This is a genomic window from Telluria sp. ZT3P26 (genome assembly GCF_059686035.1).
The window spans coordinates 734,848-760,408 of record NZ_JCASII010000001.1; the positions used below are offsets into that span (position 1 = coordinate 734,848).

At 63.7% G+C, this 25,561-nt stretch carries 19 protein-coding genes and 1 pseudogene; 12 read left to right on the top strand and 8 right to left on the bottom strand.

All coding sequences use genetic code 11. From position 1 onward, the window contains the following. Positions 1–4: 4 nt before the first annotated feature. On the top strand, positions 5–1,330 hold the full coding sequence (locus tag AC56LN_RS03225) for a DNA recombination protein RmuC (protein ID WP_332532449.1): 1,326 nt from the start codon (positions 5–7) through the stop codon (positions 1,328–1,330). A 336-nt stretch (positions 1,331–1,666) separates the two neighbouring features. On the opposite strand, the gene moeA is transcribed toward AC56LN_RS03225, so the two are convergent. The 3 genes from moeA to AC56LN_RS03240 form a co-directional block, all read right to left on the bottom strand. After that, entirely contained in the window at positions 1,667–3,544 is a 1,878-nt protein-coding gene (gene moeA, locus AC56LN_RS03230; RefSeq protein WP_499570774.1) for a molybdopterin molybdotransferase MoeA, read from the bottom strand. 6 nt (positions 3,545–3,550) lie between these two features. Continuing rightward, a complete protein-coding gene (gene moaA / locus AC56LN_RS03235; RefSeq protein ID WP_499569912.1) occupies positions 3,551–4,663 on the bottom strand; it encodes a GTP 3',8-cyclase MoaA in 1,113 nt (370 codons plus the stop codon). Between the two features lie 180 nt (positions 4,664–4,843). Then, positions 4,844–8,032, bottom strand: a complete 3,189-nt coding sequence (locus tag AC56LN_RS03240) for an Rne/Rng family ribonuclease (protein ID WP_499569913.1) — start codon at positions 8,030–8,032, stop codon at positions 4,844–4,846. A gap of 664 nt (positions 8,033–8,696) precedes the next feature. Between AC56LN_RS03240 and AC56LN_RS03245 the strand changes: the two genes are divergently transcribed. The 3 genes from AC56LN_RS03245 to AC56LN_RS03255 all read left to right on the top strand — a co-directional run bounded on the left by AC56LN_RS03245 (position 8,697) and on the right by AC56LN_RS03255 (position 11,574). Continuing rightward, positions 8,697–9,677 (top strand): RluA family pseudouridine synthase, encoded by a 981-nt coding sequence (locus AC56LN_RS03245; protein ID WP_499569914.1) that lies wholly within the window; start codon positions 8,697–8,699, stop codon positions 9,675–9,677. A gap of 91 nt (positions 9,678–9,768) precedes the next feature. Then, a complete protein-coding gene (locus tag AC56LN_RS03250) occupies positions 9,769–10,428 on the top strand; it encodes an HAD-IIIA family hydrolase (protein WP_482899855.1) in 660 nt (219 codons plus the stop codon). Between the two features lie 144 nt (positions 10,429–10,572). After that, a complete protein-coding gene (locus AC56LN_RS03255) occupies positions 10,573–11,574 on the top strand; it encodes a S49 family peptidase (RefSeq protein ID WP_499569915.1) in 1,002 nt (333 codons plus the stop codon). Positions 11,575–11,981: 407 nt separating this feature from the next. On the opposite strand, the gene AC56LN_RS03260 is transcribed toward AC56LN_RS03255, so the two are convergent. Next, entirely contained in the window at positions 11,982–12,392 is a 411-nt protein-coding gene (locus AC56LN_RS03260; protein WP_499569916.1) for a hypothetical protein, read from the bottom strand. Positions 12,393–12,606: 214 nt separating this feature from the next. On the opposite strand from AC56LN_RS03260, the gene AC56LN_RS03265 reads away from it, so the two are divergent. The 3 genes from AC56LN_RS03265 (at position 12,607) to AC56LN_RS03275 (ending at position 15,637) form a co-directional block, all read left to right on the top strand. Beyond that, positions 12,607–13,323, top strand: a complete 717-nt coding sequence (locus AC56LN_RS03265) for a pseudouridine synthase (protein ID WP_499569917.1) — start codon at positions 12,607–12,609, stop codon at positions 13,321–13,323. A gap of 156 nt (positions 13,324–13,479) precedes the next feature. Then, the gene (locus AC56LN_RS03270; RefSeq protein ID WP_499569918.1) at positions 13,480–14,574 is read left to right on the top strand and encodes a phospholipase A; all 1,095 of its coding nucleotides are present in this window, start codon (positions 13,480–13,482) and stop codon (positions 14,572–14,574) included. Between the two features lie 55 nt (positions 14,575–14,629). Further along, positions 14,630–15,637, top strand: a complete 1,008-nt coding sequence (locus tag AC56LN_RS03275) for a fumarylacetoacetate hydrolase family protein (RefSeq protein WP_499569919.1) — start codon at positions 14,630–14,632, stop codon at positions 15,635–15,637. On the opposite strand, the gene AC56LN_RS03280 is transcribed toward AC56LN_RS03275, so the two are convergent. Then, a complete protein-coding gene (locus tag AC56LN_RS03280; RefSeq protein WP_499569921.1) occupies positions 15,618–16,760 on the bottom strand; it encodes a hypothetical protein in 1,143 nt (380 codons plus the stop codon). The two genes, AC56LN_RS03275 and AC56LN_RS03280, sit on opposite strands and share 20 nt — an antisense overlap. Before the next feature lie 335 nt (positions 16,761–17,095). Here AC56LN_RS03280 and AC56LN_RS03285 point away from each other — a divergent pair, with 335 nt between their 5' ends. The 3 genes from AC56LN_RS03285 (at position 17,096) to flhA (ending at position 21,838) form a co-directional block, all read left to right on the top strand. Continuing rightward, a complete protein-coding gene (locus AC56LN_RS03285; RefSeq protein ID WP_499569922.1) occupies positions 17,096–18,388 on the top strand; it encodes an MraY family glycosyltransferase in 1,293 nt (430 codons plus the stop codon). 166 nt (positions 18,389–18,554) lie between these two features. Then, on the top strand, positions 18,555–19,730 hold the full coding sequence (flhB, locus tag AC56LN_RS03290; RefSeq protein ID WP_499569923.1) for a flagellar biosynthesis protein FlhB: 1,176 nt from the start codon (positions 18,555–18,557) through the stop codon (positions 19,728–19,730). Further along, entirely contained in the window at positions 19,727–21,838 is a 2,112-nt protein-coding gene (gene flhA, locus AC56LN_RS03295; RefSeq protein ID WP_499569924.1) for a flagellar biosynthesis protein FlhA, read from the top strand. The genes flhB and flhA overlap by 4 nt, the downstream gene beginning before the upstream one ends. 36 nt (positions 21,839–21,874) lie before the next feature. Here the strand turns inward: flhA and AC56LN_RS03300 are convergent, their stop codons facing one another. From AC56LN_RS03300 to AC56LN_RS03310, 3 genes and pseudogenes are all read right to left on the bottom strand, one after another. Then, positions 21,875–22,150 carry a hypothetical protein gene (locus tag AC56LN_RS03300; protein WP_499569925.1) on the bottom strand — a complete coding sequence of 92 codons (276 nt, stop codon included), beginning with the start codon at positions 22,148–22,150 and terminating at the stop codon, positions 21,875–21,877. Further along, positions 22,147–22,605 (bottom strand): annotated as a pseudogene (locus AC56LN_RS03305) (DUF2778 domain-containing protein). The gene AC56LN_RS03300 and the pseudogene AC56LN_RS03305 overlap by 4 nt, the downstream one beginning before the upstream one ends. A gap of 110 nt (positions 22,606–22,715) precedes the next feature. Beyond that, a complete protein-coding gene (locus AC56LN_RS03310) occupies positions 22,716–23,039 on the bottom strand; it encodes a hypothetical protein (RefSeq protein ID WP_499569926.1) in 324 nt (107 codons plus the stop codon). Positions 23,040–23,340: 301 nt separating this feature from the next. On the opposite strand from AC56LN_RS03310, the gene flhF reads away from it, so the two are divergent. Both flhF and AC56LN_RS03320 read left to right on the top strand, forming a co-directional pair. After that, a complete protein-coding gene (gene flhF, locus AC56LN_RS03315) occupies positions 23,341–24,738 on the top strand; it encodes a flagellar biosynthesis GTPase FlhF (RefSeq protein ID WP_499569928.1) in 1,398 nt (465 codons plus the stop codon). After that, a complete protein-coding gene (locus tag AC56LN_RS03320; RefSeq protein WP_499569929.1) occupies positions 24,731–25,549 on the top strand; it encodes a MinD/ParA family ATP-binding protein in 819 nt (272 codons plus the stop codon). Before flhF ends, AC56LN_RS03320 begins: the two co-directional genes overlap by 8 nt. The last annotated feature ends 12 nt before the right edge of the window (positions 25,550–25,561 follow it).

Consider the following 25,561-nt stretch of genomic DNA (forward strand, 5'->3'; position numbering starts at 1 on the left):
AACGATGACGACAGCAGAGATCCTGATCCTGGTGGGCCTCGCGCTCATCATCGCGTTGCTGGTGCTGGTCTTGCTGCGCCTGCGCGGCAGCGGCGATGGCAACGGCGCGCACATCGAACGGCTCGAGCGCGAGCTGCGCCAGGAATTGCAGGCCAGCGCGCAATCGACGCGCCAGGAGACCGCCGGCCACCTGGCCCAATATCACAATGCCTCGGTCCAGCAATTCGACAGCATGCGTCAGCAGATGCAGCTGCAGTCGAGCAGCGGGCGCGAAGAGCAGGCGCGCGCGCTCAAGCGCTTTGCCGACACGCTGCAGCAAACGCTGGGCAACCTCACCGAATCGAATGCCCAGCGCATGCTCGAAGTGCGCAACACGCTCGAATCGAAGATCCGCGACCTGCAGGCGGACAACGGCAAGCGCCTGGAAGAGATGCGCCAGACGGTCGACGAAAAGCTGCACGCGACGCTGGAAACGCGGCTGACGGAATCTTTCCGCCAGGTGTCGGAGCGGCTGGAAAAAGTCCACCAGGGCCTGGGCGAGATGCAGCAGCTGGCCATCGGCGTGGGGGACCTCAAGCGCGTGCTCACGAACGTGAAGACGCGCGGCACGTGGGGCGAGGTGCAGCTGGAGATGCTGCTCGAGCAGGTGCTGACGGTCGAGCAGTATGCGAAGAACGTCGAGACGGTGGCAGGCTCGAACGCGCGGGTAGAATTTGCGATCAAGCTGCCGGGCACGGTCGACGGCGGCGCGCCACTGTGGCTGCCGATCGACGCCAAGTTCCCGAAGGAGCAGTACGAGCGCCTGCAGGCTGCAGCCGACATTGCGGACGCCGAAGGCGTCATCCGCGCCGGCGCCGAGCTGGAACGGGCAGTGCGGCGCGAGGCCCAAACCATCTGCGACAAATACGTCTCGCCGCCACAGACGACGGATTTCGCGATCCTGTTCCTGCCAACGGAAGGCCTGTACGCCGAAGTGATGCGCCGCCCGGGCCTGGCCGACGACCTGCAGCGCACGCTGCGCGTGACAATCGCCGGCCCGTCGACGCTGAGCGCCTTGCTCAACAGCCTGCAAATGGGCTTCCGCACGCTGGCGCTGGAAAAACGCTCATCCGAAGTGTGGCAGGTGCTGGGCGCAGTCAAAACCGAATTCACCAAGTTCGGCGACGTGCTGGCCGCGACGAAAACAACGCTGGAGCGGGCAGCGAAAAACATCGAAAACGCCGAAGTCCGCAGCCGCCAGATGGCCCGCAAACTCAAATCCGTCGAAGCGCTCCCAAGCGAAGCCGCCCAATTACTCCTGGGTTCTGACGGCTTGGAACGCGAAGACTGACAACACCCCTACAATTTCCCACAGGTCACAAAAACAATCAGGGTCAGAGTAGAATTAATGGGCAATTACCCAATGTTGTCAAACAATTCGACTCTGACCCTCATTGTTTTAGAGCGTTTTTAGCCGCCAAACGCCAAATCTGATTCCGGCTGGAACTCAATTTCCAGGATGACTCGATTTGGTCGCAAAACTAGCCGAAATTAATTAGGGTCAGAGTCGACTTAATGGGCAATTATCCAAAGTTGTCAAACAATTCGACTCTGACCCTAATTGTTTTGTAAGGGTCTAGGGGCAAGAATTTGGTGATTGCGGCAGGTGTGGCGCTGCGTTATGGGCTTAGAACAGGCCTTCGAATGGCAGGATGTCGACCATCTCGCCGGCAGCCACGTTGCCTTGCTCGTCGTGCAGTACCACCATGCAGTTGGCTTCGGACATCGAGCGCAGGATGCCGGAGCCCTGGGCGCCGGTGAGGCGGACTTCGGGGATGCCGTCGGCGCTGCGCGTGATGATGCCGCGCTGGTATTCGGTGCGGCCTGGCTTCTTGCGGATCGCTTCGGATGAGCGCGCTTGCAGCAGCGGCAGCGGGGCGTTGGCGCCCATCATTTGTAGCAGCGCGTCGCGCGCGAAGAAGTAGAACGACACCATCACGGCCACCGGATTGCCCGGCAGGCCGAACAGGAAGGCGCTGCGGCCGTTCGATGCGACGCGTCCGAACGCCAGCGGGCGGCCAGGGCGCATGCCCACTTTCCAGAAGGTCACGTCGCCCAGCTGCGCCATCACCTGTTTGGTGTAGTCTGCGGCGCCGACCGAGACGCCACCCGACGTGATGATCGCGTCGGCGTTTTCACAGGCGGTGCGCAGCGCGTCTTCCAGCGCTTCCTGGCTGTCGCGCACGACGCCCATGTCGATGATCTCGCAGCCCAGGCGCTGGAGCATGCCGTAGATCGTATAGCGGTTGCTGTCGTAGACGCAGCCTTCGCCCAGCGGTTCGCCGATCGAGCGCAGTTCGTCGCCAGTGGAGAAGAAGGCCACGCGCAGGCGCCGTTGCACGGGAATTTCGGCAAAGCCGAGCGATGCGCACAGGCCCAGGTCGGATGGCCGGATGATGCGGCCCGCCTTCAGTGCCGCGCTACCGATGTTCAGGTCTTCTCCGGCCAGCCGGCGGTTGTCGCCAGCGCGGATCGCGCCGGCGCGCACCGTCATCGCGACGTCGTCACCGCTGTCGGCAAATTCCTGTGGCAGCACGCTGTCGCAGCCGGCCGGCATCACGCCGCCCGTCATGATGCGCACGCATTCACCGGGGCCGGGCACGACAGCGGACGGCTTGCCCGCATAGACGATATCGACCACCTTGAAGCTCGCGACGCCGTCCAGTGGCAGGTCGGCGCCGCGCAGTGCGTAGCCATCCATCGCCGAATTGTCGTGCGCCGGGACGTTGATCGGCGAGACCAGGTCGCGCGCCAGCACGCGGCCCAGGCTTGCGCGCAGCGCCACCATCTCGACGGCGCGTACCGGCTGGACGAATTCGCGGATGATGCGCTGGGCGTCGCGTACCCGCAGCGCGTCCGGATCATAGCCATTGATGCAGCTGGCCACCTGGGCCAGGCTGGCAGGGAAGGCGGGCTGTTCGAGCTGGCGCAGCTCGTCGAGCGTGTTGATGTTGCGGAAGGCGTCGGCATCGTCGAACACGACATCGACGGCGTTCACGTCACGCAACCAGCCCTCGACGCTGCGACCGCCGGCGGCGAGATAAGCCGACAGGGAAGGCAGCCGGTCGGCGCGCACCAGGCAGAACACCGGATGCGGTTGCACAGGCATCCCGGCAGCGTGCGTCGCGGCGTAGGCCACGTCGGCGTCGTGCTCCTGCAGCGCAGCGAACAGGCGCGCAGCCAGATCGGGTGGCAGGAATGGCGAATCACATGGCACGGTCAGCAGATACGGCGTGGCGCAGTGGCGCAAACCCGTTTCGAGCCCGGCCAGCGGACCCGGAAAATCGGCCATCTCGTCGGTCAGCACGGGCGCGCCAAAGCCGCGGTAGGTGTCGAGATTGCGGTTGGCGCTGATCGCCAGCGACCCGACCTGCGGCCGCAAGCGCGCCAGTACCTGCTCGACCATCGTGCTGGAACGGAACGGCTGCAAGCCCTTGTCCACGTTACCCATGCGCGAGCCGCGCCCGCCCGCCAGAACCATTCCGCTGATCAAGCCTGCTTGCATCGTCAATTAACCACCGATATAGGACATTTCAACCCGGCGTGGCCCATCCAGCTGGCCCGTGCCGGTCTCTGCCGAGCGGGTTTCGGAATAGCGGTCGGCCCGGCCGCGCCACAGTTGCGCGATGGCGCCACTGAGTGCCAGGTCGTCATGCCCTTCGCGCAGCAGCGCACGCATATCGTGGCCGCGCGTGGCGAACAGGCAGGTGTACAGTTTGCCTTCGGTCGACAGGCGCAGGCGGCTGCAATCGCCGCAGAACGCCTGCGTGACACTGGAAATCACGCCGATCTCGCCGTCGCCATCGAGGTAGCGCCAGCGCGAGGCGGTCTCGCCGCTGTAGTTGGCGGCCACCGGCACCAGCGGCAGCTCGGCCGAGATGCGGCGCACCACGTCGCCGGACGGCACGACGTCGCGCATGTCCCAGCCGTTCGACGCACCCACGTCCATGAATTCGATGAAGCGCAGGATCGTCGGCGAGCCCTTGAAGTGGCGCGCCATCGGCAGGATCTGGTCGACGTTGGTACCGCCCTTGACGACCATGTTCACCTTGACCGGCCCCAGGCCCACCGCATGCGCGGTGTCAATGCCGTGCAGCACATCGGCCACGGAAAAGTCGACATCGTTCATGCTGCGAAACACGCCGTCGTCGAGCGCGTCGAGCGACACCGTGACCCGGTCCAGGCCCGCGTCTTTCAGGGCTTGCGCCTTGCGCGCCAGGATCGAGCCGTTGGTCGTCAGGGTCAGGTCGAGCGGGCGGCCGCTCGGTGTAGGAATCGCACGCAGCATGCCGACCAGGCGTTCGAGATTTTTGCGCAGCAGCGGTTCGCCGCCCGTCAGGCGCAGCTTTTCGACGCCGTGCGCAACGAACAGGCGCGCCACGCGCGTGATCTCTTCGAACGACAGCAGGTCGCCATGCGGCAGGTATTGGTAATCCTTGTCGAACACTTCCTTCGGCATGCAATACACGCAGCGGAAGTTGCAGCGGTCAGTGACGGAAATGCGCAAGTCATGCAGCGGCCGGCCGAGCGCGTCGCTCAACAGGCCCGTCGGTGGTTCCGGCACGGCCGGGACCCGCAGCTTCGATGAGCGCAGGTCATTGATAAGGATGATTTTTTCAGCCATTCCAATACGATAGCATGCGCCCGGGAATACTGCCGGGCGCGGGTGTGTCGCTGGAGGTGTTAACGGGGCCTAAATGCGTCGTTCCCGCGGAGGCGGGAACCCGGGTTGCCAGCGTCATCGCAACGCTCATCAACCTGGGTTCCCGCCTGCGCGGGAACGACGTACGGTACTACTTAGTGCTTACTGGCGGCTGGTATCGACCTGCACCAGCGGCTCGTCGACCGGCACGACCACCGGCTTGCGGGCACGGCCGACGCGCACCGGCGTGGCCGCCTGCGCTGCTGCGGCCTGGGCGGCGCGCAGCTTTTCAGGGTCGGTTGCAGCCAGTTGCAGGCCGGCTTCGGCCAGCATGTCGTCCAGCTTCGGCGCCGGGGTTGCAGCCGGGGTTGCAGCCACTGGCGCGGGCGCCGTGGTCACGGCCGCTGCTGCCACTGGTGCGGGCTTGACTGCCACGGCGGTTACCGGCTCGGCAACCTGCGCAGGGGCAACTTCCACCACCGGCGCTGGCTCGACTGGCGCAGGCGCAGGCGCAGCCTCGGCCAAGACCGGCTCGGCCGCAGCATGCTCAGCCGCCACCGACGCCGCCGTCGGGAACATCACCGGTTCGGTCGATGCCGGTGCCGGTGCCGGTGCCGATACCGCTGCCGGCGCTGCCATCGATGCCGCCGTCGGGAAGTTGACTGGCTCGACGTTGGCAGGTGCCGCCGCGGCCGTCGCTGCCGCCATTGATGCCGACGTCGGGAACATATTGCCTTCGACCGGCGCTGCCGCTGGTGCCGGGGCTGCTGCTGGCGCCTGCGCCGCAACGTCCTTGGCGGCGATCGATGCCGACGTCGGGAACGGCCATGGCGCCTGGGTGCCAGTCTGGACCGGCTTGGCCTTGGCGGCGCGCGCCGCTGCTGCGACCTTGGCCACTTCTTCGTCCGCTACCGGCGCGAACGCTGGTGCTTCTTCGTTGCCTTCGCCGCCTTCGCCTTCGATCTGGTCACGATCGCGACGGTTGCGGTTACGGCCACCACGACGACGACGACGGCGTGGCTCGTCGCCATCCATCTCGACTTCTTCGCCATCCGGGCCGATCGTGGTCACCGATTTGATGACTTGCTGCACGACTTCCTGGCTGCCTTCCGGACCGGTGGTGGTCACGGCGACGGTGGTGTTCGACACCACCTGGCTGACATTGATTTCATCGAGCTTGGCTTCGATGACCTGGGTGGTGCGTTCCGTACGCTCGGTGCGCTCGCGCGGCTGGCGTGGCTGGCGCTCTTTGCGCTCGCCGCGTTCAGGACGCTCGGCACGTTCCGGACGCTCGGCGCCTTCGACGCGTGGTGCGGCATCGGCCGGCTCGCGTGGTTCACGCGGCTCACGGCCTTCGCGGGGTGGACGTGGCGGACGCGGCGGGCGTGGTGGACGCGCTTCGGCGTCCGGACCCTTGGCCAGCTCTTCGCCCGGTGCGCCAGTCTTGGCAACCGGCTCGCGCTCTTCGCGCTCACGCCCCGGCTTGCCGCCTGGACGGCCACCGGTACGGCCATTCTTGGTGCGATTGTTGCGGTCGCGCTCGGCCTGGGCCGGGGCGGCAGCAGGCACTTCCACCAGCACGGCCGGTGCGGCGCCTTTCGGTTCGGGCTTGCCGAAGAAGAAGTTGCGCAGTTTGGCGAAGAAACCTTCTTCTTCCACCGGTGCAGGCACGGGTACCGCCACGGCAGGGGCAGCGGCGGGCTTGGCCGGCTTGGCCGCTTCGCTGCGGTCGACCAGCGGGGCAGGCTGGGCCGGGGTGATCGTCTTGACGACGGCTTCCTGGCGCGGCTTGGCTTCTTCTTTCTGGCGTTTCGCGTACGCCATGTCGGTATCGGCCGACTCGGCCATGGCGTAGCTGGCGTGCGCGTCTTCGAGGCGCGGATCGTCGTGCTTGATGCGCTCGAGCTTGTAATGCGGGGTGTCCAGATGCTTGTTCGGGATCAGGATCACGGTGATGCGGTGGCGGTTCTCGATCTTGAGCACTTCGCCGCGCTTTTCGTTCAGCAGGAAGGCAGCCACGTCCACAGGCACCTGCACGTGGATGGCGGCCGAATTTTCCTTCATCGCCTCTTCCTGGATGATGCGCAGGACTTGCAGGGCCGACGATTCGGTATCGCGGATGTGGCCGGTGCCCGAGCAGCGCGGGCAGGTCACGTGGGAGCCTTCGGACAGCGACGGACGCAGGCGCTGGCGCGACAGTTCCATCAGGCCGAAGCGCGAAATCTTGCCCATCTGGACTCGGGCGCGGTCATGGTGCAGCGCATCCTTCAGGCGCTGTTCGACTTCGCGCTGGTTCTTGGCCACTTCCATGTCGATGAAGTCGATCACGATCAGGCCGCCCAGATCGCGCAGGCGCAACTGGCGGGCCACTTCGTCGGCCGCTTCGCAGTTGGTGTTGAAGGCGGTCGTTTCGATGTCCGAACCGCGCGTGGCGCGGGCCGAGTTGACGTCGATCGAGACCAGCGCTTCGGTGTGGTCGATCACGATGGCGCCGCCCGATGGCAGCGGCACGGTGCGCGCGTAGGCGGTTTCGATCTGGTGTTCAATCTGGAAACGCGAAAACAGCGGCACGTCGTCGCTGTAACGCTTCACGCGGTGCGCCATGTCGGGCATCACGTGGCTCATGAACTGCTGCGCCTGTTCATAGATTTCGTCGGTGTCGATCAGCACTTCGCCGATGTCCGGCTGGAAGTAATCGCGGATCGCGCGGATGACGAGCGACGATTCCTGATAGATCAGGAACGCGCCGTTGGACGACTTGCCGGCGCCTTCGATCGCGCGCCACAGTTGCATCAGGTAGTTCAGATCCCACTGCAGTTCTTCGACATTGCGGCCGATGCCGGCAGTGCGGGCGATGACCGACATGCCTTGCGGCAGGTCGAGCTTGTCCATCGTTTCGCGCAGTTCCTGGCGTTCTTCGCCTTCGACGCGGCGCGATACGCCGCCGCCGCGCGGGTTGTTCGGCATCAGGACGAGGTAGCGGCCGGCCAGCGAGATGAACGAGGTCAGGGCAGCGCCCTTGTTGCCGCGTTCTTCTTTTTCGACCTGGACCATGATTTCCTGGCCTTCGCGCAGCGCTTCCTTGATGGAGCAATTGCGCACGTCGACACCTTCACGGAAATACGTGCGGGCGACTTCTTTGAAGGGGAGGAAACCGTGGCGGTCTTCGCCGTAGCTGACGAAGCAGGCTTCGAGGGAGGGTTCGATGCGGGTGATGACACCCTTGTAGATATTCGACTTGCGCTGTTCGCGACCGGCAGTCTCGATATCGATGTCGATCAGCTTCTGGCCATCGACGATAGCGACGCGCAGCTCTTCTTGCTGCGTCGCGTTAAACAACATGCGTTTCATTTTTAGTGCTCCGTGACCCGGGGGCCGTGTGAAGGCCGCCCTCGCGGGCGGCGCAGCTACAGGGATGTATGCGGGGACGGGTGACAGGAGGGGGGTATGCCCGGGCGTGCGGTACAGCAAAGTAACTTCGCTGCCGCAACGGGGCGCTGTGGAGCCGAACGTCATTGTCTAAACACGCCGCAACTTTTGTTCGTCACCTGCCACCACATTGGGGTTGGCACAGCAGCGAACAAGGGAGGGTGTGCCACAGCCAGCCGAACCTGGGCGCAAGCAACCATCGACCGGCCTGGAGGCGAAGAACAGCCTTGCTCAAGCGGTGCGGCTGCTGCAGCAGCGGGGTCGGCGAAAACGACAAGCGTTATCGACACCATCAACCGGCAAGCACTTTGTTAAGGATGCTTGCTGGTACTTATCCTTAAGAATCCTGACAATCCAATCCGGCATCATTGCGCGCAATCCGATTACAAATCGGTTGCAACCTTGATTGGCGCAAGGATGTGCGTACACGTTCTTTCCATCGAATTTGCATTTGGCGGGGCCGATGGGGCGTGCCCCAGTGTAAAATTTCATTTTAATTCTTACACCAGCAGAGGTTTGACCGCCGCCTGTCGATTATATATTCAAAATGAAGGACTTAGAGAGAATTTCTGGGAAGACAGACCGAATGGCAATGCAGAACGATAGTGTCCCCCCTTCATCCCCCGCAGCACTGCAAGCGCAGTTCGTGACAATCGACGAAGAAGAAGCCGGCCAGCGCATCGACAACTACCTGTTGCGTGTCTGTAAAGGTGTACCGAAGAGCCACATCTACCGCATCCTTCGCTCCGGCGAAGTGCGCGTCAACAAGGGCCGCATCGACCAGTTGTACCGCCTGGTTGCCGGCGATACTGTCCGCATTCCACCCATCCGCATCGCCGAAAAATCGGCCGAGCACGCTGCGCCCGGCGCCGAATTTGCCGTGGTCTATGAAGACGCGCACCTGCTCGTGATCGACAAGCCGTGCGGCGTGGCCGTGCACGGCGGCTCCGGCGTGTCGTATGGTGTGATCGAACAATTGCGCGCCGCGCGCCCGCAGGCGAAGTTCCTCGAACTGGTACACCGGCTCGACCGCGAAACCTCGGGCCTCTTGTTGATCGGCAAGAAACGCAGCGCGCTGACCCACCTGCATGACCAGATGCGCGAAGGCACGACTGACAAGCGTTACTATGCGGCCGTGAAAGGCGACTGGGTGAACAAGCGCCAGCACATCCGCTTGCCGCTGCATAAATACACGAGCGCGGAGGGCGAGAAGCGCGTGCTGGTCCAGGCCGGCGGCCAGGAAGCGCACACGATTTTCAGTCTGTTAAAAAAATGGCACAATTTCGCCTTGCTCGAAGCCGAGCTCAAGACGGGCCGCACGCACCAGATCCGGGTGCACCTGGCCTCGTCGGGCTTTCCGATCCTGGGCGATGAAAAATACGGTGACTTCGCGTTCAACAAGCAATTGCACAAGGCGAACGACAGCCGTGGCGCGCTCAAGCGCATGTTTCTGCACGCGCACCAGATCACGTTCACGCACCCGGATTCGGGCGAGCGCATGACCTTGCGCGCGCCGATGCCGGCCGAGTGTGAGCGCTTCCTGACCAGTCTGGGCGCCCCGGTGTAAGACCACCTGGCGCAGAGCAACCGAATCGCGCAAGTACCAAAGCGCACCAATAAAAAACAACAGGGGACCGGCGGCCTGGCCGCCACTAATTATGGCTAGAAAACAATTCGACCTGATCGTCTTCGATTGGGACGGTACCTTGATGGACAGCACCGCCGCCATCGTCAAGTGCATCCAGGCAGCGGCGCGCGACCTGGGCTTGCCCGTGCCCACCGATTCGTCGGCGGCGCACGTCATCGGCCTGGGCCTGGCCGAAGCGATGCAGGCGGTGATGCCCGATATCCAGCCGGCGCTGTATCCGCGCATGGTCGAGCGTTACCGGTATCACTTTCTGACGAAGGACCATCAGCTGGTGCTGTTCAAGGGCGTGCCCGAGATGCTCAACGAGCTCTCCAGCGAAGGCTATTTCCTGGCCGTGGCCACCGGCAAGAGCCGCGTCGGTCTGAACCGCGCACTGAATGCGACCGGTTTGCTGTCGATCTTTGACGCGACCCGTTGCGCCGATGAGACATTCTCCAAGCCGCATCCGGCGATGCTGCAGGAACTCACGCGCGAGCTGGGCCAGGATTTGCGCCGCACGGTGATGATCGGCGACACGACGCACGACCTGCAGATGGCCACCAATGCGGGCGCGGCCGGTATTGCGGTCGAGTTCGGCGCGCATCCCGTCAGCCAGCTCCACGCCTGCCAGCCATTGTTCTCTGCCAGGAACATCCCCGAGCTGCATGCCTGGCTGCTCGAGCACGCCTGAGGCCGGGCGGGGCGGCGGGCCCACGGCGTACGCATGGCCTAGCCGACCGTACGCGACGGCGCTGGCACGATATACTGACTGCCGCACGAACAGCCCCGCGCGTGACGCGCGGGGACGGCGTTTCGTGTCCACCTTCCCGACTTTATGAGTGACCATACGAGCATTGACCAACCTGGCGACAGCCGGCTCGCGTCGAATCCGACGATGAGCAACTGGGAGCGCGACACGCTCGAGAAACTGGTATTTGCCACGGTCCAGGAGCGGCGCTCCGCGCGCCGCTGGAGCATCTTCTTCAAGCTCGGCTTCCTGATCGTGGCGCTGCTGGCCCTGTGGGCCTACTACGACTTCAACTTCGCCAGCGGCGACACCGAAAACCTCGGCCGCCACACGGCGCTGATCGAAATCAACGGCGAAATCGAGGCCGAAGGCAGCGGCGCGGCCGACACCGTGATCCCGTCGCTGAACAAGGCGTTCTCCGATCCCGGCTCGGCCGCCGTCGTGCTACGCATCGACAGCCCGGGCGGCAGCCCGGTGCAGGCCGGCATCATCGTCGACGAAATCCAGCGCCTCAAGCGCGGCTATCCCGACAAGCCGCTGTATGTCGTCGTCGACGAGATCTGCGCCTCGGGTGGCTACTACATCGCCTCGGCTGCTGACCGCATCTATGTCAACAAGGCCTCGATCGTCGGCTCGGTGGGCGTGCTGATGGACAGCTTCGGCTTTACCGGCACGATGGAAAAGCTCGGTGTCGAGCGCCGGCTGATGACGGCGGGCGAAAACAAGGGGTTCCTCGATCCGTTCAGCCCGCAATCGGAAAAGCACCGTGAACATGCCCAGGCCATGCTCAACGAGATTCACCAGCAATTCATCTCGGTGGTGCGCGCCGGGCGCGGCAAGCGCCTGAAAGAGACGCCAGAGACATTCTCGGGCCTGTACTGGACCGGCGCGCGCGCCGTCGACATGGGCCTGGCCGATGCGTTCGGCACGGTCGATACGGTGGCGCGCGACATCGTCAAGGCCGAAGACATCGTCGACTACACGGCGCATGAAGGCTTGCCGGAGCGGGTGCTGAAGAAATTTGGTGCATCGGTGGGTGAAAGCGCCATCAAGGCGGCGTATCACCACGCCGTTCCCAGATTGCGCTAAGCATTTTGTTCTTGAAACCTCACGATGTGCGGCTATAGTAGAACGGTGGCCGACGCTGCAGTGGATGGGTTGACATGCTTGTCGACCGATCCCGGACGGCGGACGCTGGCGACCGCACCGCGGTGCGGTATTCGAGAGAATTGTCATTCCTCGCGGTAGGACTGTCCCGGACGGGCGCATGCGCGCGGCGGGATTGGAAACGACGGCCCAGGCCGTCGTTTTCTTTTGGTCGAGCGGTGTTGCGTTGAACGCGTGGGCGGCACAGCCGCGCACCCTACGTCCGTTGTTTTCTCATTGAGGGAACAGGGGAGTGCGGCTGGCGCGGGCTTTGTCAGGCTCTGTCGTGCCAGCCGTCGTTGACGGGTGTTGTCTGTGGCGATGCCGTGAGGGGTGTTGCCGACATCAGGTCATGCTGCCGCACTGGCGGCATCGTCATCGCGGCCGGTGCGGCGTGACGGGTGGTGCGGATGGCTGTCGTTGCATTGGTCAGTCAGGTCATCATCGGCCTGAGGCGTCGAGGGTGGTACCAGGCGCGGTGGATGCCACATGGTTGGCTGGCGCAGTGGCGGCAAATCGTCATGCTGGGCAAAGCCGCCGCGCTCGAGCCACTCCTGATGGGCAGTGCCGGTGCGCGCAAACCACGTCGTGCGCAGCCGGAACCGGTCATCCTGCGGCAGGGGGCGGGCGCCGCTGCTCCAGCGCGCCAATGCCATCAGTGTGGGAAACAGCGCTGCGTGTGCCCGCGCAACCCGCTGTCGCGCGCAATGCACGTCGTGCGGTGAGAGATTGTCGTAGCAGATGTCGAGATCATCGTTCACGTTCGTTCCTGTTCTCTGGCGGAATTGCACCTTGATGTAAGGCAAAGGACCATCAGGGCCGTTAGGCGGATTCCTAACATGTTGAAGTCTATCAATAGGAATTTCTTCAGACTTGATGCTGCTCAAATGAATCGCGGCATGCAAGTTGACTAAAAAACATTGCTCTGATTGTCAGTCTGTCCGGGGCGGACCGGTTCTGGTAAAGTCTCGCCCCATGAGTAAACTGTCCTTAGACCGCATCCTGCAATCGCAGGGATTCGGCACCCGCAAATACTGCCGCGCCCTGATCGAGGATGGCGACGTTGCCGTCAACGGCGAAGTGGCCGACAACTTCAAGGCCACGTTCGAGACCGAGGGTCTGGTCCTGACCGTGTTCGACGAAGAATGGGCTTACCGCGAACGCGTCTATATTGCGCTGTACAAGCCGGCCAATTTCGAATGCTCGCGCAAACCGAGCCACCATCCGGGCGTGCTGACGCTGTTGCCAGAACAATTTACCTGGCGCGATGTGCAGCCGGTCGGCCGACTCGATCATGACACGACCGGTCTGCTGCTGATGTCGGACGACGGCCCGTTCATCCATGCGCAGTCGTCGCCCAAGCGCCACGTGCCGAAGGTGTACCACGCGGCCACGGCCGAGCCGGTGACGGATGAACTCGTCGAAAAACTGCTCGCTGGCGTGCAATTGCACGACGAGCCGGCGCCATTGAAGGCCGTGTCGTGCGTCAAGCTGGACGAACGCGCCATCGAGATCGTGCTGGAGCAGGGCAAATACCACCAGGTCAAGCGCATGCTGGCTGCTGCCGAGAATCACTGCAGCGCACTGCACCGGGCCCAGATCGGCGGCTTGACGCTGGCCGCGCTGGGACTGGCCGAAGGCGAGTGGTGTTTCCTCGATCAGGCACAGCTCGACCTGCTCGTACCGGCCTGACATACCACATCCCCGCATGCAGTTGTGGAAATTTCACAACGGAACATGCTTAACCACAATATTCGTGCGACATATTCAGCCAAATTCCGCGACACTCCGTTTCGACGGCGTCCGGGCACCGGTTGTCGCACGAACGACTTTTCCAGAAAAATAACCATGTACGCATACCGACCGAGCCTCTCCCATTCCCTCGCCCTGATTCCATTGCTGCTGGCGCTGCCAGTCATGGCACAGAGCCAGCCGGCCACCCTGGTCGAATGTACCCCGATCCTCGACAGCGCCCAGCGCCTCGCCTGCTTCGACCGCGTCGCCAACACCGGCAGCGCAGCTGCCGCGAGCACCGCATCGACGCCGGTCGTCGCCCCGGCCGTGGCTGCCCAGAGCGCGTTCGACGCCCCGCTGAACAGCGCCGTCGACCACACCGCCACCGTCGATCCAACCGTCCAGGCCGCCGCTGAATACACGCTGAGCAGCCATTGGGAACTCGATCCGCGCGACAAGCGCGGCGCGTTCAAGTTCCGTCCGCACCACCCGAACTACCTGATCGCTACCCGCACGCACCGCCCGAACGAAGCGCCGTATGCGGACTTCCTGGCGACCGACCCGGATGCCGAAGGCCTGTCGAAGGCTGAACTGGAATTCCAGCTCAGTGTGAAGATGAAACTGGTCGAAACCCTGTTCGAGCAACCAATCGACGTCTGGTTCGGCTACACCCAGAATTCGTTCTGGCAAGCGGCCAACCACAAGGCATCGAGCCCGTTCCGCGAAACCAATTACCAGCCGGAGATCATGGCAGTCATGCCGCTGGACTTCGCCCTGGCCGGCATCAATGTGCGCTTCCTGAACCTGGGCTTCGTGCACCAGTCGAACGGCCAGTCGTCGAGCCTGTCGCGTAGCTGGAACCGTTACTACGCCCAAATGGGCCTGGAACGTGGTCCGCTGACCATGACCGCCAAGCTCTGGAAGCGCGTCAATGAATCGCTGGAAGACGACAACAACCCGGACATCACCGATTTCATGGGCCGCTTCGAACTGGCCGGCAATTACCGCATGGGTGGCGGCCATGAAGTATCGGCCCTCGTGCGCCGCAACTTCAGCACCGACAAGGGTGCAGTCCAGGTCGGTTGGGCATTCCCACTGGTCGGCCCGATCAAGGGCTATGTCAATGCGTTCGCCGGCTATGGCCAGAGCATGATCGACTACAACTACTTCCAGCGCAGCCTGGGCGTCGGTGTCATCGTTAAGTATTGATCGCTTCGCACCTGCCATATCGTAGAATGGCGGGCTTGTTCCCACGAGCCCGCCCATGAAACTTGCCTCGCTGGACGACGGCACCCGCGACGGCCAGCTGGCCGTGGTGTCGCGCGACCTGTCCACTGCCCACATTGCCGACGGCATCGCGCCGAGTCTGCGCGCCGCGCTCGATGACTGGGTTTTCATTGCCCCGCAACTCGACGCCCTCTACCGCCAGCTGAACGATGGCAAGGGTGAAGCCAGGGCGCGCCGCGCATTCGATTTCGACCCGACCCTGTGCATGGCGCCATTGCCGCGCGCCAGCGCCCGCGTGTGCGGGGCCACCTATCTGCACCATCACGAACTGGAACAGCGCGCGCTTGGCAGCAGCGTGCCGGCCGCATGGCGCGACGCGCCCCAGCTGCGCCACGCCGCAGGCGATGGCCTGCTCGGGCCCACGCAAGACCTGGTGCTGGCGCGCGAAGAATGGGGCATCGACTTTGGCGCCGAACTGGCCATCGTCAGTGGCGACCTGCGCCAGGGCGCGACACCCGATGCGGCGCTGGGTCAGATTCGCCTGCTGGTGCTGGCCAATGACATCACGCTGCGCAACCTGGTGCCGGATGCGCTGGCAGCCGGCTTCGGCCTGCTGCAGGCCAAACCGGTGACCGCATTCGCACCGGTGGCGGTCACGCCGGATGAGCTGGGCGATGCGTGGGCGGCTGCGAAAGCCGCACTGCCGCTGCGCGTTCGATTGAATGGCAATCCGGTCGGCACGCTCGAGGCGGGCGAGGACATGACGTTCAATTTTGCCCAGCTGCTGTCGGCGCTGGCGACGACGCGAGCGGTCGCGGCCGGGACGATCGTCGGCGCGGGCGTGGTATCGAACCGGCCGACGCGGCGTCACACACCGGGCTACGCCAGCATTGCCGAGGCACGCTGGATCGAGATGGCCGCTGGCGGCGAAGCGGTCACGCCGTTCATGCGCTTTGGCGATACGGTGCGCATCGAGATGCTCGACGCGCACGGTAAATCGCTGTTCGGCGCGATCGAGCAGACGCTCAGGGCTGCGGCGCCCTGACGCCGGGCTCGTCCCAAAAACCATCGCCGCCTGGTACGCCGCGCAGATTGACCTGCACCGGCCGGCTGATCCTGCGCAGCGCGTCGGCGCGTACCAGCCGGCCATCCGGTTCGTGCAGCCGGTACCAGAGAAATGCCACGCCGGACAAGGCCAGCCGTTCGCCCGTGAACAGGTGATCGCGCTGGACGGCAAGGCCTTCCAGGCGCAGGTCGACATCGAGCACCAGTGCACCCGCGCTGCGCCCGGCCTGGCCAAGGTAGCGCGCCGTCGTGACCAGGGGGCTCTTGTCGCTGGCGTCGCCGGCGCGCAGCGAGTCGATGAAGCTGTCGGCCGCCTTGAGCTCTGCCATCGCAGCGGCCGCGATGGCGGCCAGTTCTTTCTTGCGCTCGCCCTTGGCGGCGTCGGCCAGCGCATCAAGGACATCGACGTGCCGCGCGAGCGCGGCGCGTTCCAGGCCGACCAGCCGTACCCGTTCCAGCAGGGCGGCGTGGCGCGTGACGTCGAGTTCGCCCATATAGCCGCCGCTCAGGCCAGCCAGGCGGGCAGGGCAGCTGCGCGCCATGGCACTGGCAAACAGCGCGCGGGCGCCGTCGCCGTAGGCAGTGCCGGCCAGCGTGGTGTCGGTCTTGAACAGGCTCGCCAGATCGGCCCCGGCGCGCAGCACCATCGCCGGCGCGGTCAGCCAGGCAAGCAGCATGGTGTTGCGCCGGCGCGCGCCGGGTGTCGTGCTGGCCTCGATGTAGCGCTGCAGCTCGGCGTTGCGCGTGGCCAGCTCTTGCGCCTGCCTGACCAGCGCGGCATCGACAGTGCGCGCCACCACGATGCCCTGGGTAACGAGCGGGTCGTACAGGATGACAACCCGTTCGGGTGGCAGAATCCGGCACAGTTCGGTTGCCAGTTCCAGCGTCAGGTCGAACGCGCGTGCCAGGCCGGCGGCGCCGAACCCGCGGGTCTCGACACTGCCGCCAAGGGCCCTGGTCTGGGCTGGCGGCAGGCGTGCCAGCAGTTCGGCGCGCTCGGCTTCGGCAATCGCTTGCCGTGCTTCGGCTTCCTGCAAACGGGCGCGGGCGTCGATGAGGTCGGGCGATGCGGTGGTCTGGGCATGCGCATTTGCAGTATGCATGGCGCCCAGACATAACACGACGACCGAATAGAACGCTCGTGCGGTTGAATATCGGCGCGTCATGATTTGCCCCAATTGGGTAATAAGAAATAAAACTATCTAAATATCACCACACAAAAGTGTAACAATTTGTTGAGAAATGGTAGGAGAAGTATCTGTACTATTGATTGTTGCAGCGCAACGTACCTAAAATCGCTTAATAAGTCGTTCCCAATCAAGGGCTTGCATGACACTGTTTATAATGAGTGAGATTGCGCGAGAAAGCCTTCGCCGACACGATTGGGGAAGAAATGACCCGAAATGCGATAGAATTGACGAGTTAACCAAGTGGTTCTATGAGTATTTATAACCTGCCATTAGCCGGCCTCGAAATCGGCTTCGCCACATCGCTGATCGTATCGCTGCTGCTCGTGCTCACCACACGCTGGCACGGCCGTTACTCGCTTGATGCAACGCGTGGCGTCCAGAAATTCCATATCACGCCAACGCCGCGTATCGGCGGCGCCGCCATCATGACCGGCCTGTGGCTGGCACTGGGCGTGCTGCCGCAAGCGCAGCGCGATCTGTTGCTGCCCGTTCTCATTGCCTCGCTGCCAGCCTTTGTCTTTGGCCTGGCCGAAGACCTGACCCGTACTGTCTCTGTACGCACCCGTCTGCTGGCCACCATCGGTAGCGGCGTCGTGTGCTGGTGCCTCACGGGCGTGAGCTTGCAGCACACGGGCCTGCCACTGCTTGACGACATGCTGGCCTGGCTGCCGTTCTCGGTCTTGTTCACTGCGTTCGCGGTCGGCGGTGTGGCCAATGCCGTCAACATCATCGATGGTTTCAATGGCCTGGCCAGCGGCACTGTCGTCATCGGCCTGGGCACACTGGGTCTGATAGCGCATGGCGCTGGCGACGTTCACCTGGCGCAATTGTGCTTCGTGATCTGCGCCGTGACTGCCGGCTTCTTCGTCGTCAATTTCCCGTTGGGCAAGTTGTTCCTGGGTGATGGCGGCGCCTACCTGCTTGGCTTCCTGCTGGCCTGGTTGTCGGTCATGCTGGTCTACCGCAACCCGTCGGTCTCGGCCTGGGCACCGCTGCTGGCCTGCGCCTACCCGGTCTTCGAAACCGTCTTCACGATCATGCGTCGCCTGTGGTGCCGCCGCCATCCGGGTCACCCGGACAGCTGGCACCTGCACAGCCTGGTCAAGACGGCGATCACGGCGCGCTACCTGCGCATGCTGCCGCCGCCACTGCGCAATGCCTTCGTTTCGCCGGTCTCGTGGGGCATTGCCCTGGTGCCGGCTGCGCTGGCGGTCAACTATGCGGGCGAGCCAGCGGTGCTGGTGCAGGGCGCCCTGGCCAGTTTCGCGCTGTACCTGGCTGTCTATGCGCTGGTTGTCTCGGCCTGGCGCGCCCGTCGTCGCCATGCACCGATCGTCATGCCAGTCGCAGCCGCGCCGCTGACGCCGAAGGCAGCGACGGTCCTGGCCAAGCCACTCATCACCGCCAGCAACAATGGCCAGGGCGCCACGGCGGGCCTGGTCGCGGCGCGTATCGCCAATCCATCCGCCAACCAGCCAGGCGGTTTGTCGGATCACGGCCACCAGCCAGCGGCGCCGGTCCTCGCGCGTCGGCGCATGTAATTCCCAATGCAGACCGCAGTCTGCGGTCTGCACGGCGCCGCCCCTGAACTGGGGCCGGTTTCCCCACTTGTTCTCGATCTGTCTGCACGGCAATTTCGGCGATAATCTCGCTCGCGCGGTACAAAGGCGCGGATAAGATATTGCATGGCAATCGAGCGGGGGCACCATGTCGGAAGATAGCGACGCAGAAAAGACCGAAGACGCCTCGCCCAGAAAGATCGAGAAAGCGCGCGAAGAGGGCGACGTTCCCCGATCGCGCGAGCTGGCGACCTTTACCGTTCTGATGACGGCCGGCGCCTGCCTGTGGGCCTTTGGCGGCATGCTTGTCGGCAGGCTGGCGACCTCGCTCAAGTCCGGTCTCACGCTCGACCGCGAGCAAATTTTCAATCCCAATATCCTGCTCGAACGCATTCTCAACGACATCGTCAGCGTCCTGCTGGCCTGTCTGCCGATCGCCGGCGCCATCATGCTCATCGCCCTGATTTCGCCGATGCTGATCGGTGGCTGGCTGTTCTCGTCCAAGGCATTCATGCCGAACTTCGGCAAGCTCAACCCAATCAAGGGTATCGGCAACATGTTCTCCAAGAACGCGCTGGTCGAGCTGTTCAAGGCCATCATCAAGACGATCATCATCGGCGTGGTGGCCTGGATCGTCGTCAGCGGGCAGAAGGAGGCGATGCTGGGCCTGGCGGTCGAGCCGCTCAATGAAAGCAGCGCCCACGTCGGCGACATGATCGGCCGCTCGTTCCTGTTCATCACCGGCGCGCTGGGGGTGATTGCCCTCATCGATGGTCCGTATCAGTTGTGGCATTGGAAAGACAAACTGAAAATGACGCGCCAGGAAATGATCCAGGAATCGAAGGAGTCGGACGGCAATCCTCAGATTAAGGGGAAGATTCGGCAGATGCAGCGCGAAATGGCCCGGGGCCGGATGATGCAGAATGTCCCTACTGCTGATGTGATCGTTACTAATCCGACGCACTACGCAGTCGCACTGAAGTATGCGGATGGCAAGGGCGCACCGCGGGTAGTGGCCAAGGGCGTCGATGACGTCGCTGCCAAGATCCGCGAAATGGGAGCCGAGAACAAGGTGCCCATGCTCGAAGCCCCGGCCCTGGCCCGCGCCCTGTTCAAGCACACCGAGATCGATGAAGAGATTCCGGAAAAGCTGTACTCGGCGGTGGCGGAAGTGCTGGCCTACGTGTACCAGCTGCGGGCATACAAGAAGGGCGAGGGCGACTACCCGGATCGCCCGACCAGGTTGAAAGTACCTGCCGAGATGGACCCGCTGAACCCGGCTTCGCAGCAGCGACCGGCACCCGATAATGGAGCAACTGAATGACCAACAGCATGAAACTGCCAGCCTGGATGAGCGGCCTTGGAGCACAAGGCGGCAAGGCGGCGGCGCCGATCCTGATCATCATGCTGTTGGCGATGATGATCCTGCCGCTGCCGGCGTTCGTGCTGGACGTATTCTTCAGTTTCAATATCGCGCTGTCGATCATCGTGCTGCTGACCGCGCTGTACACGGTCAAGCCGCTCGACTTTCTGGCCTTCCCGTCGATTCTTCTCGTGTCGACCATGCTGCGCCTGGCGCTGAACGTCGCGTCGACCCGTATCGTCCTGACCGAAGGCCATACGGGCAGCGCCGCTGCCGGCAAGGTCGTCGAGGCCTTCGGCCACTTCCTGATCGGCGGTAACTACACCGTCGGTATCGTCGTCTTCATCATCCTGACCATCATCAACTTCTCGGTCGTGACCAAGGGCGCGGGCCGTATCGCCGAAGTCGGCGCACGCTTTGCGCTGGATGCGATGCCGGGCAAGCAGATGGCGATCGATGCCGACCTGAACGCCGGCCTGATCGGTGAAGACGAAGCACGCAAGCGCCGCCAGGAAGTCTCGCAAGAGGCCGAATTCTACGGCGCGATGGACGGTGCCTCGAAGTACGTGAAGGGCGATGCCGTCGCCGGTATCATGATTACCGTGATCAATATGATTGCCGGCCTGATCGTCGGCGTCGTGATGCACGACCTGGCCATCGGCGAAGCCACCAAGATCTACACGCTGCTGGCCATCGGTGATGGCCTGGTGGCCCAGATTCCTTCGCTGATCATTTCGATCGCGGCCGGTATGGTGGTCTCGCGCGTGGCCAACGATGAAGACGTCAGCTCGCAACTGACGAACCAGCTGTTCGCCCGTCCGGAAGCGCTGTACATCACCGCCGCCATCATCGGTGGCCTGGGCATGATCCCGGGCATGCCGAACATGGTCTTCCTGCTGCTGGCCGGCTCGCTCGCTGCCGGTGGCTATGTCATCTCGAAGCGCAGGAAAGAAGCGCCGGCCGCGGCGGAAGCCGCCGCCGTGGCCGATGCCGCTGCTGCCGCCCGCACGACGCCGGCCGAGAGCGAAGAAGCGACCTGGCAGGACGTGATGCCGGTCGATACGCTGGGCCTGGAAGTGGGCTATCGCCTGATTCCGCTGGTTGACAAGAACCAGGGCGGCGAGCTGCTCAAGCGCATCAAGGGCATCCGCAAGAAGTTCGCGCAAGAAGTCGGCTTCCTTGCACCACCGGTGCACATCCGCGACAACCTGGAACTCAAGCCATCGGCCTACCGCATCACGCTCAAGGGCGTCGAAGTGGGCAGCGGCGAAGCACTCAACGGCCAGTTCCTGGCGATCAACCCGGGCATGGCCAGCGGCACGCTGCCAGGCGTGGTCACCACCGACCCGGCCTTCGGCCTGCCGGCGACCTGGATCGAAGCCAGCCTGCGCGACGAAGCGCAAAGCATGGGCTACACCGTGGTCGATGCCGGCACCGTCGTTGCCACGCACCTGAACCACCTGATCACGCTGCACGCGTCGGAACTGCTGGGCCGCATGGAAGTGCAGGCGCTGCTGGACCACCTGGGCAAGGAAACCCCGAAACTGGTCGAAGACCTGGTGCCGAAAGTCGTCTCGCTGTCGACGCTGCAAAAAGTGCTGCAGAACCTGCTGGTCGAAGGCGTGCACATCCGCGACATGCGCTCGATCATCGAAGCGCTGTCGGAGCACGCCGGCATGACGCAGGACCCGGCCGAACTGACCGCCGTGGTGCGCGTGTCGCTGGGCCGCGCGATCGTCCAGCAATTGTTCCCGGGCGAGAACGAGCTGTCGGTGATGACCCTGGACAACCGCCTCGAGCGTCTGCTGATGCAGGCGATGGGCGCCGGCGGCGACGGTACCGGCATCGAGCCGGGCCTGGCCGACACGATCGCCCAGCAGGCAGCGCACGCCGCCAACCAGCAGGAGCAGATGGGCCTGTCGCCCGTGCTGCTGGTGCCGGCGCCGCTGCGCGTGCTGCTCTCGCGCTTCCTGCGCCGCGCCGTGCCCGCCCTCAAGGTGCTGTCGCATGCTGAAGTGCCCGAGACCAAGACGATTCGCGTGACGAGCCTCGTGGGCGTGCCGATGTAACAGGGAAGGGGCAGCGCAGGCGCTGCCCTGTGTTCATCATGCCGGAGCAGGGCGATGGATGTGACGCCAGACCAGCCAGCCAAGCGTCGTGACCGTCAGAATCGCGCTGAAGGCCAGCCCCAGGGCGACGAGTATCTCAAGATCGGCCAGCTCTTCGCCATCCCTTGAGCCGTACAGGTTGATCAGCCAAATTGCCCACGCCTCCGGGAACGGTGGGAAAAGGTCGTGGTGGATGAGCAGAAAGCGGGCGAGCACAACAGTGCCAGCAAGGACCCAGATGATCAGAGACAGTCGTATCAGTACTCTCTTCATTGGACAGTTACTCGGCCATAAGCGTGTAATGAGGTGCCTGGAATGAGAACCTGACCGCCTGCGATGAGTTGATGTCGCAGTACGTCGAAGTCAGTCCGGGTTGTCAGCGTAATGCACCCTTGACTGATGCCGCGCGTACCGGCTGGGTGCAGCCTGAAATTTCCTCATTTCACGGTATTGCAAAAGACTTCATCGTCAATGTGCTTGTCGGCTGCGTACAGGGCAAACCAGTCGGACCTGTCCTTGATGAAATCAAGTAGCGGACCGAACCTGCCGCCTGACTGACGATTGACGATGTAGTAGGCGCCTGGCGGAATTGGGCCGACGCCTGCGGCACAGGCGAACTCCCGTCGATTTTTATGTTCACCAAGCCCGGAGAAGGCTGGAAATTTTAACGAGCTCATTTCAAACGTACTCAGCGGTTCACCGTTGAGTTTGAATGTACATTCGATCATAGAGAACTCCTTGAAGCCCGGTTGAGGAGCTTCTGATCATAGGTAGCTGATGCAGGCAGTTGCTGAGGTGTCACAACGGATGGCGCTGCCACAGCGGCGCGCCATGGCGCCTAGCCAATCACGATCTGCTCTTCGATCGGCCCCAGGTCGGTGATGGTCACCATGACATGCAACGGGCTGTTCCAGTCGACATGCAGATGAAACTCGACACCACCGACGTTGCCTTCAGGATCATGCGGCCCGATATTGGTGACATACACATTGGCCTCGCCCAGCAGAGGGCGGCCAGGTGGTGAATCGAAGGGGTCGGCCGTCGGCCGCCATTCGGCCGCCGTAATCAGTACGGCGGAGCGTTCGGTGAGGCCGGCCCAGCCGAAATTCTGGCGTACACGGCCCCTTACGTTACGGTAGATCAGCCGGATCGAGCGTGTCATGCGAGTCTCCTGATGAGTAGAACTGGGACGCCAGCCGTACCAGTCATGGTTCGACCCCGCCGGCATTGGCAAGATCGGTGCCCGGATGCCACCTGTCTGCGCCAGCGCAAACCCGGACTGTGTTTGCACCGACCCTGCCAGATTCCAGGAAACCAGTATCACTTTTTCTGTTTGTGGGGAAATAGGCCCTTTTCCCCATCCTTCTCGGCTGATCGTTTCCGCACGGCATCGACAATAATGATTCCTATCGATGGGCATGTGCCCGTCATGCAGAACATAGATTGAAGTGCGGAGAACCACGATGAAAGTGAAGAAATTTACAGCGGCAACTTCCCGGGATGCATTGCGCAAGGTGCGTGAAGCCCTGGGCCCGGATGCCGTCATCCTGTCCAACCGTCCCGTCGATGGCGCTGTCGAAATCCTGGCGCTCGATAACGATGACGTCGCCTCGCTGTCCGCGCCGGTCGCGGATTCCGAGATGGCCCAGCCAAAGCCACAACTGCAGCACTTCGACGAACTCGCGCCAGCCGCCCCGCGCGTCACCCCGGCACGCCGCTACCAGGATGCCGGTCCAGTCATGAACGCGCCGGTCGCGCCTGCCTATGTCGCGCCAGTCGCCCCACTGGCCCCGGTTGAGCCGGCCGCAACCTACGCCGAACGCCGCGCACCGGCGCCTGAGCCGACCATCGACATGGCCGCCATGACCGCCATGATGAGCGCCGCCATCACCCAGGCCAAGGAATCGGCGAACGCCGAAGTCAGCAACATGATGAGCGAAATCCGCGCCATGCGCGGCCTGATGGAAACCCAGCTGGCCGAACTGTCGTGGGGCTCGACCGCCCAGCGCGAGCCGCACAAGGCCACCGTGCTGCGCGAAATGCTGGCCGCCGGTTTCTCGGCCACGCTGGCGCGCTACATCATCGAAAAAATGCCGGCCACCAACGACGCGGCGCAAGCCATGCGCTGGGTGAAGACGGTGCTGGCCCGCAACCTGACGACCATCGGCAACGAAGACGCGATGCTGTCCGAAGGTGGCGTGTTCGCGCTGGTCGGACCGACCGGCGTGGGCAAGACCACCACCACGGCCAAGCTGGCCGCGCGCTGCGTGATGCGCCACGGCCCGGACAAGCTGGCCCTGATCACCACTGACGCCTACCGTATCGGCGGTCACGAACAACTGCGCATCTACGGCAAGATCCTCGGCGTGATGGTGCACTCGGTGAAGGACGAAGCCGACCTGCGCATCGCCCTGAAAGAACTGCGCAACAAGCACACGGTGCTGATCGACACCATCGGCATGTCGCAGCGCGATCACATGGTGGCCGAGCAGGTCGCGATGCTGTCGGGCTCGGGCGCCGAAGTCAAACGCCTGCTGTGCCTGAACTCGACGTCGACCAACGAGACGCTGAACGAAGTCGTGCGCGCCTACCAGGGCAGCGGCCTGCACGGCGCGATCATGACCAAGATGGACGAAGCAGCCTCCACCGGCGGCGTGCTCGACATCGTGATCCGCCAGAAGCTCAAACTGCATTACGTCTCGAACGGCCAGCGCGTGCCGGAAGACCTGCACGTGGCCGACAGCGCGATGCTGATCGACCGCGCATTCCGCAACCGCGGCGTGGCGCCGCTTGATGCCGACCTGCCGATGCTGATGGCAGCCACCGCGCAGGCCACCCGCCGCGAGGTGTCGCATGGCTAGTTTTGACTTCGACCAGGCCGAAGGCCTGCGCCGCATGCTGCAGGGCCCGCGTCCGCGCGTGCTCACGTTCCTGTCGGCCACGCCGGAAGACGACAAGGGCGCGATGCTGGTGAACCTGGGCGCCTCGCTGGCCCAGACCGGCAATGACGTGCTGATCGTCGATGCCTGCAACGTCGAGTATGGCGTCGCTCGCCGCCTGGGCCTGAACCGCGGCGCCTCGCTGCTGCAGGTCGCGCGCCAGGAAAGCGCCCTGAACCAGGTGATCCATTCGGCCCCGCAAGGCTTTTCGGTGGTGCCCATGGGCACGCCTGAATCGACCGACGATGTGCGCCGTCTGGGCAAGACGTTCGACGTGCTGGCCACGCAGGCGGGCATCGTGATCGTCGATGGCGAACTGGGGCCGGACGGTGAATTCCCGGTGCCCCTGATGTCCAGTTCCGAGATCGTGATCCAGGTCTCCACCAGTGCGGCGTCGATCACGAATGCCTACGCGCTCATCAAGCGCCTGACGCAGGAACTGGGCCGCCGGCCATTCGGCATCCTGGTGACCGGCGCGACGGAGGGGGAGGCCAAGGTGGTATACGATAATATGTCATTGGCAGCAACACGTTACCTGGCCGTCAAGCTCAGTTTCATGGGCGCCGTGCCGGCCGACGAATACCTGCACCGCGCTGCGCGCCTGGGCCGGGCCGTGGTCGATGCGTTTCCGCTGGCCGGTGCATCGGTCGCGTTTCGCCAGCTGGCCGGCAAGTTCGCACTGCCGGCACTGCCGCAATTCGGCCGTCAGGGCAGCGCGTCCATCGGTTCCTGACACCGTCGCCAA